Genomic DNA, 15,975 nt, shown 5'->3' on the forward strand with positions numbered 1-15,975 from the left:
ATAATTTAAAAAAATGGCTGCTTTAAAATCACTATCGACCAAAGACAATTTTCTGGGCATTGAAGAAAAAAAATATTACGACTACTCATCATCTAAGTATGTAATACAACAAGTGCCTTACGAACATACATCCTCGTATTTGGCAGGCAGTGCTAAAGGACCGGGTGCAATGGTTAAGGCTTCGCAATTTGTAGAATTGTATGACGAGGAATTGGGCATCGAAACGTTTCGCAAATGTGGCATTGCAACTTTACCTCCATTGGATTTTAAAAATAAAGTAGATGCCAAAGCGGTAGATTATATTGAGCAAGAAACGACACGGTTGCTCAACGATAAAAAATATATTGTGTCGCTTGGTGCCGAACATACAGTTACTTATGGTTTTGTGAGAGCACATTCAGCAAAATATAAAAACCTGAGTGTGTTGCAAATAGATGCACACAGCGATTTACGCGATACTTATCACAACAATAAATATTCGCACGCAAGTGTAATGCATCGTGTGCACGATATGTGCTTGAATCTTGTGCAGATAGGTATTAGGGCTCAGTGCATAGAAGAAGCAGAACTGATAAAAAAATCGAAAAACATTCACACGTATTATGCCCATGATGTGCGCAGCAATAAAAACTGGATGAAGAATGCTGTGAAAGATTTAACCGAAAATGTTTACCTTACAATTGATGCCGATGGCTTCGATCCTTCGATAATGCCGGCTGTTGGTACAGCAGAACCCCGCGGTTTGTTTTGGGAAGAAACTTTAACCTTTTTAAAGAAAGTTATAAAAACAAAAAATGTTGTCGGCTTCGATATTGTTGAATGCGCACCTATGAAAGGGACTATTTTGAGTGAATATACTTTAGCAAAATTGGCTTACAGACTTATAGGCTATTTGGAAACCAAATAAAAAAAGGCAACAAATAATTTGCTGCCTTTCTTTTTTTCTTCAATACTGAAATTTATTGTTTATCCATTTTTACAAACTTAATTGCTTTGTAAATTTCGTTGCCGGCACTTATCCTTATTTCATATACCCCACTTGCCAAATCACCTGCATCGATGTCAAAACCATTTTCGCCAGATTGAACAAACATATTTTCTTTCCAAACTCCATTTGTCGTTCTCTTTTAAATTTAAAACTATGGCCTCATTAAAATAATTTATTGCTTGTGTGTAATCTTCATCAGCATCGTATAATTGGCCCAGATTGCTGTACGCCATAGCAGCGATATGTTCATTATGAATGCTGTCTGCTAGTTGTTGTGCTGTCAGATTGTTTTCAAGCGCGGGGCCAAAATTTCCGGTAACATAATTGCACCACCCTTTTACAATATTGGATAAGGCTATACCCTTGCACCATCTCAAGGCAATAGCAAGTGACTCTGCCTGGGTGGCTAGTTGTAATGCAGTATCAGGACTTTTGATGGACAACTCGCGGGCAAGCATTTACAATTGCATGACTCGTGTAGTGTCTGCTTTCGAATTAACCAGACATTGTTGTAATGAATCTATATTTAAATGAGGCCCCAGGGTAGACAGTTGCCCGTAGCATATGTTAGCTACCTGACTAAGCGCAATTACAATTAGTAATCTTTTTTTGATCATGTTAAATTACACCATCCTGTTTTGAATAGCTTTTGCTACGGCCTCGCTCTTACTATTGACATGCAATTTTAAATAAACATTTTTTACATGGTAGCGCAATGTTTCGATACTGATTTGCAATTCGGCAGAGGCCATTTTATAGCTATATCCACGTACAAGCAAAGACAATACATCGTGCTCGCGCGAGGTAAGTCTTTCTAGTTCTTTCGAATGCATGAAGGGTTGCGAAAAAAGTTTTAGCACTTGCTTGGCTACCGAAGGTGTCATAGGCGCACCGCCTTGGGTTGCTTCACGCATCGCATTTACTATTCTTTCGGGCGTAGTACTTTTTAATATGTATCCGCTTGCACCATTACTTACTGCCTGAAACACCCGTTCATTGTCATCGAATACGGTGAGCATTACAATGCACACTTCGCTACCTGCCGCACGAATAGCCCGCAATCCATTTAGGCCATTTTCTATGGGCATATCAATGTCCATTAATACCAAGTCGGGGTGATGATGCGCCACAAGATGGGCAGCATTTTTACAATTACTGTATGTGCCACATACCTCCAGCCCATCCGATTGATTTATCAATTCTACCAGACTTTCTAGAAAGTCTTTGTTATCCTCAAATACTAAAATTCTAATCATGATTCAATTAATTTGCTGCAAAATAATGGATAATAAAGAGATATCCATCTCACATAAATATGTGAGACGATGAAGTGCCTGTTTAAGATTCATCTTATAGACTTCTTAATGCATAATATGCATTCATCATAGTTCGCTGTTATGCCCTTCAAATCGTGTATTCAAAAAAAATCTGCTAACAAATTCAAAACATAAATTTTTAGCAGGCTCTAAAAGAGCAAAAATTGTACGGATGGAAATCGTTTTTATGAGGCTATTAAATTGGTTCCTATGACTCACATCTTCGTAAATTGCAAATATAGACGTGCCTTAAAAGCAGCCCCCAAAATAAAACAACTATTGACTTTCGTAATTTTTTTTCAAAATAAATTTTGACAAATCTTCTTGTTGGTAATTGAATTTTGTTGCTATATTTGATGCACTGCTATTAATGTTGCAGTTTGCACAAGAAGCAAGATGGATTTAGAAAACAAATTCCATATTATACACTTACGCGAATTGGCTCCGATAATAAGGCGCAGACGAAAACACTAGTTCTTTAGATTTAAAACTTAATACCCAAAAAAATGAAAACAATATTATTCGCTTTAATTGCATTAGCCATAACTATATATGTTGATGCACAAAGTATTAATGCCAGGAGCAAACAAGTATTAGCTAACACAAAAGCTAAGAGCAACCGATTAAAAGAAACACTTTCAACTTCGATGAAAAAAAATCCTGTTGCAATAGCCGGAAAAAAAAAATATGCACCAGGAGTATTTTCTACCTCAGAGTGGATAGTAGGCCATACAGACTATGATCTTCAAACTAACGGTGCTATTTATCCGCGCATTGTTAATCATATGAATGGAACAGTTAGCGCCACATGGACAATAATTCCTGATGGGGCTGCCAGCGCAAGCAGAGGAACAGGTTACAATTATTATGACGGAAGTGCTTGGTACAACAATGTAAATTCCAGAATAGAAAGTGTGAGGACAGGGTTCCCCAGTTATGTTACAACAGGTGCTGGACGAGAGTTGGTTATTGCCCATTCTTCCTCGCTAGCTAATATGAGCATTTATTATAGAGACACTATTGGAATAGGAGTTTGGCAGCCAGTATTAATATCGGGCGCATACACAGTTACATGGTTCAAAGCTGCTGTTGGCGGTTTTAACGGTACTAACATACATGCTATTTACATTGGATCTAACATTGGCGATTCACTATATTATTTAAACAGCTATGACAATGGAAATACCTGGAGCGCCATGTTGAACGTAGTTCCATTAATAAACGGAACTCAGCCTATATGCATAGGAGACAGTTATGCAATCGGTAGTAAGAAATCTAAAGTTGCTATTACTAAAACAAAGTCCCTCGAAAATTTGTTTTTATATAAATCGCTTGATAGCGGAATTACATTTACACAAAGTGTGCTAGGCAATTTTTTTCCTGGTGGAAGTTATAATCCGGTTGGAAATATTTCTGATTTTAATGGAAATGGAGTAGCTGATACATTCCCCTCTTCAAGCGGTGATGTTTGCTGCGTAATTGATGATTCAGGAGTGGTACATGTTGCGTGGGGAGTAGTTTATCAATGCGACACAAATCTAGCTGATTACCCCTATGTAATGTTTGAAAGAAGTGGAATAGGATACATAAATGAAACCATGACAAGTCCAGTTTACATTGATGGAGTTAGAGATTGGAATGGAAATGGAAAAATTGATTTAAAGAAAGAATTAGACTCACCATGTTCTATAGACGATTTGCCATGGGGGCGTTACGGGAATACTTACACCTGTGCATCACCTTCATTAGCAGTAAAAGATACGCAGGTATTCCTTACCTTTCAGGCAATAAACGAATTGGCCGATACTAATTATTTTGGCAAATCTTATTTCCAAATATATGCAACAACCTCTGATGATTATGGCAAAACATGGCCTTACAATTTATATAATGTTGTGACCAACTCGGGTTATATCGACTCTTCAATTGCCGAGTGCGTTCATGCATCGCTCGCCAAAGAAGTAGATAACAATATTTATATGGTGTATCAGCGTGATTTTGCTCCGGGAAATTCTTTAGCAAGTGGCGTTTGTGATTTGCAAAATAACGATCCCATGGCTAATTTGAACGAAATAGTGGTAGCCTTTGTACCTACCATCGACCTTAGAGTAGGTGCATCTTCATTACTAGATAATAGTAGCAAGTCGCATACGCTAGGCATTTATCCTAATCCTGCTGCCAATATAATTAATTTCAATGTTCCTGATGAGCTAATAGGCACGGCAACATTGGAAATTTATAATACAATGGGGCAGTTAACTAATCTTGACTTGTTGAGTGCAAAAAATTATTCAATTGCAAAATTGAAAGAAGGAATGTACTATGCTGTAATCAGGCATAGGGCTATAGTTATAAGGGAAAATTTATCAAAAATTAATTAGCAACCCATTTAGCACTAGAATAGCAAATAAAAATAATTTCAAACAAATTTTCCGTTGAAAAATTAGTTGATGCTCTTAATTTTTTGAAGAGAAAAAAATCGTCTCAGCTTTGCTGTGGAAATTTACTTTCATCCATAAAGAAAATTTCCCAGGTATGTCCATCAAAATCTTCTATGGTGCGTAGTTGCATAAAGCCGTAGTCCTTCATGGGGTTAGGTTCTGTTGCCCCTGCTTTTATCGCACTTTCAGCGGTACGGTTCATTTGTTCCGTTCCCTCTTGCGAAAGCGATAGTAATGCCGCAATATTGTTTTTGGTATCGGCAATTGGCTTGCTGGTAAATGATGAGAAACGATCTTTATGCATCAACATTACAAAAATGCTTTCGCTATAAATCATGCATTTGGCAGTATCGTCACTAAATTTTGGATTAATACTAAAACCCATAGCCTCGTAAAGTGATTGCGACTTTGATACATCGGCTACGGGTAAGTTTATAAAAATTTGAGTTGGCATGCGTTAGTTTATTAGAATATTAAATTCTGATTTTCAATTTTCGCTTGCCTAGAGGCCTAATAGTTTTTTTGAAGGATCATCGCCAGCAAACATTAGCTTAATCGGGTCTTCGAGCATTTGCTTTACTTTCACCAGAAAACCTACGCTTTCTCGTCCATCAATAATGCGGTGATCATAGCTTAAAGCTACATACATAATTGGGCGTACTTCCACTTTGCCATTAATGGCTACCGGGCGCTCAACAATATTGTGCATGCCAAGTATTGCAGCCTGTGGAGGATTAATAATAGGGGTAGAGAGCATGCTGCCAAATACACCACCGTTGGTGATGGTAAAAGTGCCTCCCGTCATTTCTTCAATCGTAATTTTTCCATCGCGTGCCTTCGTTGCTAAGTCCATTATTTGCGATTCTATCATTGCAAGTGTAAGTGTTTCTGCATTGCGTATAACCGGTACCATCAATCCTTTTGGTGCACTTACGGCTATGCCTATATCGTAATAGTTGTGATATTCAATTTCTTCGCCATCAATGTATGCGTTTACAGCGGGATACAATTTTAGCGATTCACATACGGCCTTTGTAAAAAAGGACATAAATCCCAATCCAACTCCATGCTTTTCTTTAAAGGTGTCTTTGTATTTAGTGCGCAAATTCATGATGGCGCTCATATCTACCTCATTAAAAGTGGTAAGCATGGCGGTAGTATTTTTTACTGCTACCAAACGTTGCGAAAGTTTCTTTCGCAGCATGCTCATTTTTTCGCGTGTTGCAGTTCGTTCTCCGGTGGTAATAGTAGTATCGGTAGGTGTATATGACGGTGTGTTTTTTGCCGTGCTGCTTACTATATCTTGCTTGGTAATGCGTCCACCTTTACCAGTGCCGCTCACGCTTTCAACCATAATATTTTTTTCGGTGGCAATTTTTCGGGCTGCAGGCGACAATATTTTTTCTGCCTGAACCCCATTCGTTTTTGATTCCTGCTTTGGTGCAGATAGCACCTGTTCTTTATTTTCTGCTTTTGCCGGTGCTGCTGCTGCGGTATCTATTGTTGCAACCACATTGCCTACTGCAACGGTTTGGCCTTCTTCTACAAGGATGTTTAATATTCCATTTGCTTCGGCACTTAGGGTAAGTGTAGCTTTATCACTGTCTATCTCTGCAATTTCCTCATCCTTTTCTACATAATCACCGTTTTTTTTAAGCCAACGTGCTATTTGAACTTCGGTTATACTTTCTCCGGGACTCGGCACTTTCAATTCTAACATGATTATTTATCTATAAATTTTTGGTGCGCAAAGGTGTGCATTTTTATTACTTGGTCACAGTTATTTTTCCTGAAACCAACCGCCCGTTGACCACCGCTTGATAAACATAACTTCCGTTACTAAGGCGCGACACGGGCATGCTTACATTTCCATTAATACGGATATTTTTTTCGTACACCATTTTACCATTGCCGTCTATCAAAACAATGCGACTTATCTCGTTTTTGGTAGTTGCATTAATAAGTAATGATTGCGTATTGCCATCATAATAAATAGCGATGCCCGCTTCGTTAATTTCACTAAAGCCAATACTTACACCGGTAGTTGCAGAAGGCACACTGCAATTGTTGCTATCGGTAATTACTATATAATAGCTGCCGGCTACCGTAGGAATAAAAGTAGCATTGGTGCTTAGCACCAATGTAGGATTAAGCACATTAAACCAGGCATACGTTACATTGGTTGTATTGCATATGAGTGTATCATTTTGATTTATTATCAAATGTATGGTTGGTAGTTGCAGCTCGGTAATGAAATTGGGCATAAGGATGGTATCGCAGCCAGCTGCATTGCATGCAATTAATTGTACATCAAATGAACCGTAATTGTTGTAGCAAATACTTTGAGGATTTTGCAAAGTTGAGGCAGATGGATTTGCTCCTGTAAATGTCCACAACCACGAAGTTGTATTACCTGAAGATAAATCGGTAAAGTCAATGCATTGCTTATCGCAAAATATGGTATCGCTGCTGCCGAAGGCTGCCAGTGGCAAGGCATTTGGCGTATAACCAATACAACAATTGCCGCCACTACTCACATTGTTTACCCCTTGCCAGCAACCATATTGTGTAAAATGATAGCGCATGGTACCTCCAAAAACCTGCATAAAATAAGCAACTACCTGATCGGGGGTGTTGCATCCTCCTTGATTATTAATGGTGTCGCAATCGTAATTGCAAAGAATATTTGGCCACCCGTTTTGCGTTTGAATTGGCGATGGCGGGTAAAATACTATGGTGTCTGTTCCTTGCGGTGCACCTACAATATTGGTTTGGGTTGGTGTATTGTTGCAATGTTTATTGGTAGTTGTGTAATATCCTGCAAAATGCACTGCCGTAATATTATTTACAAAAGGGCCTCCAAGGCTGATGGTAACGGGTTCATAGCTGACCACACCAATTTTCAGGTTAGGAATATTTACATCCACATTAATATTGATTTGCCCACCATCGTAGTTACTGTAAATGATAACATTTCCGGTTGTATCGCAAATCTGACTGTTTGCCTTGTCAAACAGAAGCGCCATAAAGGCAATTAGGAGTAAAGAATATTTATTCATAAAAAAATCGGTTTAGTTATTTTGGAGCAAATTAATGAAAAAAAACAAAACCAACAATGGTGGACTTTCCTGCAAAAGTAAACAGGCAATCGTTTATAAAAAATTACCCAATAAGAAAACAAGTTGATGATTAAAAAATTTGGAGGTTATTAATTTTTGTTACTTTTGCGCTCGTTCAAATAAGGTCCTGTGGCCGAGTGGTTAGGCAGAGGTCTGCAAAACCCTGTACAGCGGTTCAAATCCGCTCGGGACCTCAACAAAAACAAAAAACCTCCCATGTGGGAGGTTTTTTTTTATTGCCTGGTTAAGGGGCAGGTATCTTTATTTTTTTTCAAGTGCCAATGGATTACTCAATCCGCTAAATTTTTTCAGATCCATTTTTACTGAGCCTACCATTATCTTGGCTTCAAGTCGGATAGGTATTTTATTTTCATCATCGGTTACCCAAATGGTCATGTCCTCATTATCCTTAAACACACGGCCTTGCTGCAAAAGCGGGCGTAAGGCAATACACCTAAAGGTTCCTAACCGTGTTTTAACTTTTTGACGACCTATAAAACGCACGTTCAAAGGGATTACCTGATCGTCTAACCAGGCTTGTATTGGCACTACATCACCTTCTTTAATGCGGTTAAAGTCGATGGTGCGAGCATAGTAGAATGCTGATATTAAATCTTGCAAATGTTCGGGAGTAGTCATAAGCGATTTTTCGCTCTTCGCGGTATTATTAAAGTGATTAAAATAAACGTTTTGGTTTATCTTATATCCTCCTTCGTCTACATTGCGTATAAAACGCCATGGAATAATGGCCTGTGAGTCAATTACGCTCTCATATTTATCGCGCACTTTAAAAAACAGGTCAAATGTGCCGATGCTGCGGCCGGTTCCGGTAACTCGATAACAGGTGCGACCAAGGTATGTTTCGGTTTGTGAGTGCACTTCTACTCGGGCTTCACCTGCGTCAATAAAGCCATAGTGCAGGCGATATTCAAGCACCTCGCCAGGTCGGAATGCTTTGTTGGGATGCGTACGCAAGGGCTCATTTGCCATGACTTGCGTAAGCATGCTAACGATAAGCAAGATGGTAAGGCTGCTTATGATTTTTGCTGATTTTCGTATTTTACGAAGTACCATTTCTATTTATATTTGTTAAACGCAATGGTTAAATCAAATCGTATTCCAACTATGTTTGATAGTACAACAAATGTAAGAAAAGAATGGTTTGTTTAACTCAATTTCATACTTCTTGCCCAGCGTCATCGCTTGCCGGAGCGTCAAGTGTGGCCTCTGATGATGGGTTTTCGGGATTTTCGGCCGCAATACTTAGGGTGGCTGATTCGATATCAAGCATGGCTTCGGCCGGAATTCCTATCGTATTCTCATCTAGTATAATGTCTTTTAACTTGGGCAAGTCAGCAGAGTCTTTTAGACCAAAGTAATCCATAAAGTTTTTACTCGTAGCATAAACCAACGGCTTGCCGGGTAGGTCGCTTTTTCCTTCTATTTCTATCAATTCTTTTTCGAGTAGTTTCTGAATGCTGTAGTCGCAACTTACTCCACGAATTTGCTCGATGGCCGCTTTCGAAATTGGTTGTCGGTATGCAATAATACTTAGCGTTTCGAGGGCAGCAGTACTTAAACGTTTTTTATTTTTTTGTGCTATAAATATTTGGATAGCTCCATAGAAGGCAGGCTTGCTCAGAAAACGATATCCTCGTGCTATCTCATTTAGACCAAAGCTGTATTCATCATCTTCATACTTCTCGCGAATGGCATCAATGCATGATTTCACTTCCTCATCGGTAAGTTCCCAGCCATAAACAGATTTAAGGCAACTTTTTATTTCGTCAAGAGTTATGCTTGTTTCGCAGGCAAATATCAGGGCTTCTATGTTTTGTCTTAGTAATTCCATTTTCTTAAATTTCTGAAGGGATGCGAAGGTAAGTTTTTTTCGAATTTGAATGGGAATTTAGTTTTAAGGCACAACTAAACGATTAGTTAAAACTCAAGATTGGTGCTGTTTCCTGATTGATATTTTTTCTTCTAGAATTAAAAAGAGTTGTTAAAATGTGCCGTGGAGTGGCTAAGCAGCAAGTACCAAATAAGGTTGCTACTTGTGTATAAAGGAAAAACAAGTAGCACAAATTTTCGGCCCTGCTTATTAATTCTTATTGAATATGCCGTGCTTAGAAGGAGGTAAAATGGATACTCCAATTTTATAAACCACTGAAACGTTATTTCAAAACGGATTATTTTTTAGAGCAAAAAAAAAGCAACCTTTTCAGGTTGCTTTCCAATGAAGAACTATACAAAAATGGGTTAACGGTTCAGTTTATTTGTTTTTAGAAGAGTCTGTATTTGATGCAAAAGAGCCAAAGTCATTTCTAAACACAACGGTGTAGTAGTAATCAGGATGGTCTATAGATGCCATTAATAGTCGCAAACCTTCGCCTACCTGATACCATTTGTATTCAACAACTCCGTAATCATAGGTGGTCTTAATTAGGACAACATTTTGAAAGGTGCCAAATGGGAGCAGCAAACTACCTGAAGCCACGTATTCAGTTTGTACCAAGGCTGTATTTCCTTTGTGCATCTCAAAGGCATCGGTAAACTTATCACCAACGTTCATTGGTAAGCGCAACAATAGTTGCGTGTCATTGTACTTTACCAGGTTGAACGAAAGTTCGGTTGTCACGTTACCGAGGTATTCAAACGTTGATGAGTCTATCCGAAGGTATTCATAGGCAACGCTTTCGCCACCATTCATTATTTTTTTAACGTGTGTTGCTTCGGGAAATCCTTTGGTAACGCTTACATCTTTAGGATTTACTACATAAATTTCATCACCATTTGGTTTGAATTTGCTGGCAGCAAAATTCCATTCTATGTTGTTTCCTGTCGCTTTCAAATTTTAATCTCTTAAAACTTTCCAAAACCTGCGTCTTAAATTCGGTTTGCAGGCGAAGGCCTTTTTTCAACTCGGGGCCTTGAGCAATTGCACTGGCACATGCTATCGCTAGCGCCAGGGTTGATACTACTTTTGATGTTGCTTTCATCTTTCTTTTTTTTAATTGGTTACTTGTTATGGCTATTGTTTAATTACACGACAAAAGTAGCATGTCGGCATACCCTTAATCAAGGGCGTTATCATCCATTTTACTTTTCAGGGGTTTTCCCTTGTTGTGAAGGCTACTATATATAGGTGTAATGTGCGGTACGCAATGGTGTATTTGCTCTATTGCCCGGGAAGGCCTTTGACACTAGCTTTACGCATAAAAAGGGAGACTGAAAAAATACTATTGTAACCGTAATAGTATATGCACTGCAAGAGATAAAGTCAATTCACTACTTCTAGTGATTGACAGGTACTCACACATAATGTTTCTTTGCATCGTATTCCTGATACATACACACTCAAAAAGAAAAAGGAAAGGGACTTAATCGAAAAGTGTTACACAACCATTACTAACACTCTTTTTAAAAGTACAACTTTTGAAGGCCGCAACACACGCGGCCTTTTTTTTATTTCGTATCCGTAGTGTCGGATTTAGGTTGGGTTCCCGGGTTGCGGCCTATTTTATAGTTCGGATTTGGCAGTTTCATTACAAGCATGGTGTTTTTGCAGTAAACACATTTGCCGCTATCGCTGGGCGATGTGCCACAATGCGTGCAATATAATCCTCCAACTTTGCAAACCTGCATTTTGCAATAACTGCAACGGCCGGCACTGTCTGCAACAAGACTGCAATTGGGACATACATATTTTTCAACCGTTGCCGCAGCTTTTTTGGTTTTAGCTTGCGCGTTTACATCGGTTGCAAAAGTTAATAAGAAACTTAATACTGCTATCGTAAAAATTCCGGTTAATTTCATTTCTGGTTTTTTTATTTTTTTGGCAAATGTATTTTTCTGTTGTTTATTGGAGCATGTAAATGAAATGAATATAATCTATGATTCCAAAAAGCCTATAATTTTGGCATAAGATTTCTTAGGAGTACGGATATGAGAAATAGCAAAGCAGATTTATTGTTAATAGTGGTTGTTTCCATTTTTGCATCATGCAAAAATGATGGAGATACAGCCTATATCATTACCGGAACGGTTTATCAAAATTCGATTGCTGCACCAATCCCTAATAAGAAGGTGGAGCTATACAAAGAAGCAACAACCAGCTTTCCTTATCAGCCGGGCAAAGTAATAGCATCAACATATACCAACAATCAAGGTGCTTTTAATATCGAGTCTAACGACCAGGGAATTTTTACTTTGCAATTTAGCCAAACCGAAAAGGTAATTTACAATTATAAAAGTGGTGACCCATTAGATGGAGTTTTGCTATTTACCAAACCTCTAACCAACCTAACTATTAATCTGAATGTTACAAATGCATATACTTCGGCTGATACGTTGTTTTTACTTACAACCGATGCCGCAGGCAATCAATATAAATTTGGCGGACCTTTTACTTCGGGTAAGCTGACCACCTTAAGCCATTATCAGTTCCAAACTAATGTTGCTCTTAATGCAGGAAAATACAACACACAAAACATTTTAGGTTATGCCATCAACAGGGTAAAGGTTATAGAATCAACGGTAGATTTTAATGGAACCCTAAACGCTCAGGTGACGCTAAAGATTGAGTAATTGTTTTTTGCGCATATTGCTTTTGCCACTAAATTGAATTAGCTTTTATATTCCTGAAAACTTCAACCGCTCGTCTGCATTTGCAATGCTGATGTGCCAAATTAAAAACCAGCCGTTGCATACAACAAGATAATAGCATACTACAACGATTTTTTAGCTGATGAAACTAAGCAAGACGAAAAAATAAAAAACAACGGAACCCAATTAAAAATAAAACAAACCAAATTGCATATAGCTCATTATTGATGCACAGACTGCAAGGTATATTGTTTTAATTTTATAACAGCAATCAGTTAAATTCAAAAGTTGGGATTGACAGATTGTTATAAGAAAAACGCATCACATTGCAAAACTTCTTACACCGAAAAATAAACCTGCGCCACTGTTTTTTTAGGTTCGGGAATATCGGCTTCGGTGAGGGTTTTTAATACTTCGGGCGATTGTTCAAGTATCGATACAATTCTGTTGGCGTGGTTTTGAACACATTTTTCAAACAGGTTACGCACTACGCGTGCATTACCAAATCCTTCATCGCGCTTTTCGTAAAGCAGTTTAAATGTATCGTGGAGTTTTTCGGAAGCATTATCATCAATTATAAAATCGGATTTGGTGCAAAATGTCTTAAAAATTTCGAGCAACTGTTCGGGAGTAAAATGGTCGAACTTAAAATACCGGTTGAAGCGCGAACGTAAACCAGGATTGCTTTCGATTAATTCTTTCATAGGTTCGGTATAGCCGGCCATAATTACTGCGAGATCCTTGCGGTTATCTTCCATACGTTTTACAAGTGCATCAATTGCTTCCTTGCCAAAATCGTTGCCCATCACATTTTGCGAAAGCGAATAAGCCTCATCAATAAACAAAACACCTTCTATACTTCGCTCCACAATTTCGTCAACTTTAATAGCTGTTTGTCCAACATAACCTGCCACCATTCCTTCGCGATCTGTTTCTACAAGATGGCCTTTATCAATCATTCCCAGGTGTTTGTATATGCGGCCAAGCAAACGTGCAACAGAAGTCTTGCCGGTGCCGGGAGGTCCTAAAAAAACAATATGTAAAGAAGTGTCAGGATTTTTTAAGCCTTGTTGCTCGCGTGTTTTTTGAACCTTTATAAGATTCACTAAATCGTTGATATCCTTTTTCACTTCTTCTAAACCAATCATGGCTTGCAATTCGGCCAACACTTTTTCAAGTGTGTCATCATCGGGTATACCATCCGTATTTTTACTTACATCGGGGTTTGCAATTTGGTTTAATATTTTTTGAATTTCGGGTTGTGTTTTATCTACCTGATGTTTTTCTAAAATCAAGGCAACAAAATTATTGTAAGCGGTTTTTATTTTTTCGAAGAGCGGATGATTATTTTTTTTCAATGCCGATGGCAAAAACATTTTTTATCGTCATTGGTATTTATCCTGATTTGATTTTTATCCAATATTCCCTGCAAATGTTTTTTGAATTCGGGCTGCGATAAAATTTCGTTCAGTGTATCGATGGCATTTTCGTTTGCAAAATGATTATTGAAAACAGCATCATAAAAATATGCAATGGTGAAGCCTGATTTTTCGGTGTGATATTTATTTAACTGACGATATAATGCAATACAATCGGAAATAAAAAATTGCCTGATGGTAAACTGTGTGGCAATATTATTGGCAGCTTTTATTTCAAGGTTTATCGATTCGCAAAGTTTGCGGTCGCGCTCAATTTCATCACAAAAAATAACAATCTCGTCACACTGCTTCTTCAACAAAGTCATATAAGTTTTATCGAAAAAATACTCCGTTTTGTTGGCTTGATTCAATACGGCCTTTGTAATTTCCGACAGATAATTTTCGAGAAACGAAAGTGTGTTACGAATGTTATTGTTTTTTTCCATTCGTTTATGAAAGCATCATTTGATGTACTATTTCGGCCATGAGTTTTTTTCGTTCTTCGGCATTTTCTTTCCAGGCAATGCCCATTTCGCGCAAATCATATTTGCCAATAATGGTTCCGTAATTTTGTTTTTCGCCTTTAATCGTAGGGTAGCCCACAACATAAATGCATTGTGCAAGTTCAATAGCAAGTTCAATATCGTGTGTCGAAAAAATGGCTGTGTGATATTCGCTTGATGCGTTGAGCAATTGGAAAGTTTTGCGTACTTCTTCTATGTTGCCAACATCTAATCCAGAAAAAGGTTCATCGAGAATGATAAAAAGTTCGGACGAAAAAACCTGTTCGATGATTGCTGTGCGTTGACGTTGCCCACCCGATAATTCGTTGGGATATTTATCGGTACATGATTCAAGTCCCCAATTTTCAATATAAGTTTTTATTTTTTTATCCTTCTCCGTTTCAGACAAGGATTTTTTGCGCAAAGCAAATTTTAAAGTTTGCATCACCGTTTTATGTCTGAACAAAGTATACTTCTGATCGACAAAACCTATATCGCCTTCCTTTATATTTTTTGCTGCATCTTCGGCTTTGCTGTTAAAATCTTTTATCAATATTTTACCGGTTGCAGGGGTAACAAGCCCTGTAAGCGCTTTGAAAAGTGTACTCTTTCCACGCCCCGAACGGCCCACAATTGCGATGGTTTGGCCGGTAGCATCTATCCCTTTGCGCGTAACATCCTTCTCAATAATATTGATGTCTTTTATAATGGTAACACCATCGTACGCTACACTTAAATTTTCGACAAACAATAAAGTTTGTCCTAATTGGTAATCCATTGAAATTATATTTTTGAAAACCGGAACAAAGCTTTACGTAAAAAATTAATGCCATAATCTAAACCAAGACCTATCAACAAAATAATAATTTGCAAAGCAATGATGCGGCCATGATTCATAAATTTATCGGAATTTTTTATCAGGAAACCTAACCCGCCCGAAGCAACAACTATAGATTCAACAGTAACAATAAGCATCCATGTGATGGCAAGATTTTGGCGTATCACATCAATAACATAATCGAGTCTGCCTAAAATTACTACTTGCACCAATGTTTCGAAACGGCTGCACTTCAATGTTTTTGCGTGGTCAAATTCTTCCTGAGGTATATCGCGAATAACCGCAATCAATGATGTGGTAAGAAACGTAGTAAGAAAAATTACAAGTATCCAAATCTGCATATCGCGTGCATCGCTTATAAGTAAAGTGATATAATAAGACAATCCGGTGAAAGGTAAAAACCTCAGCTTGGTAATAAATTCCGACACAGGTTTCATTACAGGTACAGGCCACAGGTATGCAAAAAATAATGAAACAATAATGGCAAGCGAAATAGAAATAAAACACAATTGCAGTGAATGAAAAATGTGCGTTACCAATCCTTCGTTATACAAATCGGAAAAGCCTTTTGCTACCTGAGCAGGGTTGGGAAACAAATGCTTCTCGCCTGCCGTGCCTGCAAACCATAAAACAATCAATAACACAATCCAAACCAGAATTAATAGCGTCCTGTTTTGTTTTGATATTTTTTCGAGCGGAATAAATATTTTTTTCATGCTATATTTTATTTCACCCCTTCAAGGGTTT

Annotated in this window: 16 protein-coding genes and 1 tRNA gene; 4 read left to right on the plus strand and 13 right to left on the minus strand. The window is 38.0% G+C overall.

All coding sequences use genetic code 11. From position 1 onward, the window contains the following. Positions 1–13 precede the first annotated feature (13 nt). Positions 14–907 (plus strand): agmatinase, encoded by an 894-nt coding sequence (gene speB, locus IPO27_05425; protein ID MBK8846033.1) that lies wholly within the window; start codon positions 14–16, stop codon positions 905–907. Between the two features lie 155 nt (positions 908–1,062). Here the strand turns inward: speB and IPO27_05430 are convergent, their stop codons facing one another. Both IPO27_05430 and IPO27_05435 read right to left on the minus strand, forming a co-directional pair. Further along, positions 1,063–1,446, minus strand: a complete 384-nt coding sequence (locus IPO27_05430) for a tetratricopeptide repeat protein (protein ID MBK8846034.1) — start codon at positions 1,444–1,446, stop codon at positions 1,063–1,065. Positions 1,447–1,611: 165 nt separating this feature from the next. Continuing rightward, positions 1,612–2,244 carry a response regulator transcription factor gene (locus IPO27_05435; GenBank protein MBK8846035.1) on the minus strand — a complete coding sequence of 211 codons (633 nt, stop codon included), beginning with the start codon at positions 2,242–2,244 and terminating at the stop codon, positions 1,612–1,614. 566 nt (positions 2,245–2,810) lie between these two features. Between IPO27_05435 and IPO27_05440 the strand changes: the two genes are divergently transcribed. After that, positions 2,811–4,685 (plus strand): T9SS type A sorting domain-containing protein, encoded by a 1,875-nt coding sequence (locus IPO27_05440; protein ID MBK8846036.1) that lies wholly within the window; start codon positions 2,811–2,813, stop codon positions 4,683–4,685. Between the two features lie 103 nt (positions 4,686–4,788). Here the strand turns inward: IPO27_05440 and IPO27_05445 are convergent, their stop codons facing one another. Genes IPO27_05445 through IPO27_05455 form a run of 3 tightly spaced genes read right to left on the minus strand, consistent with a single transcriptional unit; the run spans position 4,789 to position 7,804 of the window. After that, on the minus strand, positions 4,789–5,199 hold the full coding sequence (locus IPO27_05445) for a glyoxalase/bleomycin resistance/extradiol dioxygenase family protein (GenBank protein MBK8846037.1): 411 nt from the start codon (positions 5,197–5,199) through the stop codon (positions 4,789–4,791). A gap of 48 nt (positions 5,200–5,247) precedes the next feature. After that, positions 5,248–6,468 carry a 2-oxoglutarate dehydrogenase complex dihydrolipoyllysine-residue succinyltransferase gene (odhB, locus tag IPO27_05450; protein MBK8846038.1) on the minus strand — a complete coding sequence of 407 codons (1,221 nt, stop codon included), beginning with the start codon at positions 6,466–6,468 and terminating at the stop codon, positions 5,248–5,250. Between the two features lie 43 nt (positions 6,469–6,511). Further along, entirely contained in the window at positions 6,512–7,804 is a 1,293-nt protein-coding gene (locus tag IPO27_05455; GenBank protein MBK8846039.1) for a hypothetical protein, read from the minus strand. A gap of 183 nt (positions 7,805–7,987) precedes the next feature. Between IPO27_05455 and IPO27_05460 the strand changes: the two genes are divergently transcribed. Further along, a tRNA-Cys gene (locus tag IPO27_05460) sits at positions 7,988–8,058 on the plus strand. Between the two features lie 67 nt (positions 8,059–8,125). Here the strand turns inward: IPO27_05460 and IPO27_05465 are convergent. The 4 genes from IPO27_05465 to IPO27_05480 all read right to left on the minus strand — a co-directional run bounded on the left by IPO27_05465 (position 8,126) and on the right by IPO27_05480 (position 11,680). Next, the gene (locus IPO27_05465; protein ID MBK8846040.1) at positions 8,126–8,938 is read right to left on the minus strand and encodes a DUF3108 domain-containing protein; all 813 of its coding nucleotides are present in this window, start codon (positions 8,936–8,938) and stop codon (positions 8,126–8,128) included. Positions 8,939–9,041: 103 nt separating this feature from the next. Continuing rightward, the gene (scpB, locus tag IPO27_05470; protein ID MBK8846041.1) at positions 9,042–9,716 is read right to left on the minus strand and encodes an SMC-Scp complex subunit ScpB; all 675 of its coding nucleotides are present in this window, start codon (positions 9,714–9,716) and stop codon (positions 9,042–9,044) included. Between the two features lie 420 nt (positions 9,717–10,136). After that, positions 10,137–10,715, minus strand: a complete 579-nt coding sequence (locus tag IPO27_05475; GenBank protein MBK8846042.1) for a hypothetical protein — start codon at positions 10,713–10,715, stop codon at positions 10,137–10,139. A 614-nt stretch (positions 10,716–11,329) separates the two neighbouring features. After that, positions 11,330–11,680, minus strand: coding sequence for a hypothetical protein (locus IPO27_05480; GenBank protein ID MBK8846043.1), 351 nt, complete (start codon positions 11,678–11,680; stop codon positions 11,330–11,332). Positions 11,681–11,809: 129 nt separating this feature from the next. Between IPO27_05480 and IPO27_05485 the strand changes: the two genes are divergently transcribed. Next, complete coding sequence (locus IPO27_05485; GenBank protein MBK8846044.1) at positions 11,810–12,451, plus strand: hypothetical protein; 642 nt, start codon at positions 11,810–11,812, stop codon at positions 12,449–12,451. 356 nt (positions 12,452–12,807) lie between these two features. Here IPO27_05485 and IPO27_05490 read toward each other — a convergent pair whose 3' ends face one another. The 4 genes from IPO27_05490 to IPO27_05505 are packed head-to-tail and all read right to left on the minus strand — an operon-like array spanning position 12,808 to position 15,944. Next, the gene (locus IPO27_05490; protein MBK8846045.1) at positions 12,808–13,845 is read right to left on the minus strand and encodes an AAA family ATPase; all 1,038 of its coding nucleotides are present in this window, start codon (positions 13,843–13,845) and stop codon (positions 12,808–12,810) included. Continuing rightward, positions 13,824–14,333, minus strand: coding sequence for a hypothetical protein (locus IPO27_05495; protein MBK8846046.1), 510 nt, complete (start codon positions 14,331–14,333; stop codon positions 13,824–13,826). The genes IPO27_05490 and IPO27_05495 overlap by 22 nt, the downstream gene beginning before the upstream one ends. 4 nt (positions 14,334–14,337) lie before the next feature. Further along, a complete protein-coding gene (locus IPO27_05500) occupies positions 14,338–15,168 on the minus strand; it encodes an ABC transporter ATP-binding protein (GenBank protein ID MBK8846047.1) in 831 nt (276 codons plus the stop codon). Positions 15,169–15,173: 5 nt separating this feature from the next. Further along, positions 15,174–15,944, minus strand: a complete 771-nt coding sequence (locus tag IPO27_05505) for a hypothetical protein (GenBank protein ID MBK8846048.1) — start codon at positions 15,942–15,944, stop codon at positions 15,174–15,176. Positions 15,945–15,975: the final 31 nt, after the last annotated feature.

The sequence above is a fragment of the Bacteroidota bacterium genome (genome assembly GCA_016714535.1).
Classification (GTDB): domain Bacteria; phylum Bacteroidota; class Bacteroidia; order AKYH767-A; family OLB10; genus JADKFV01.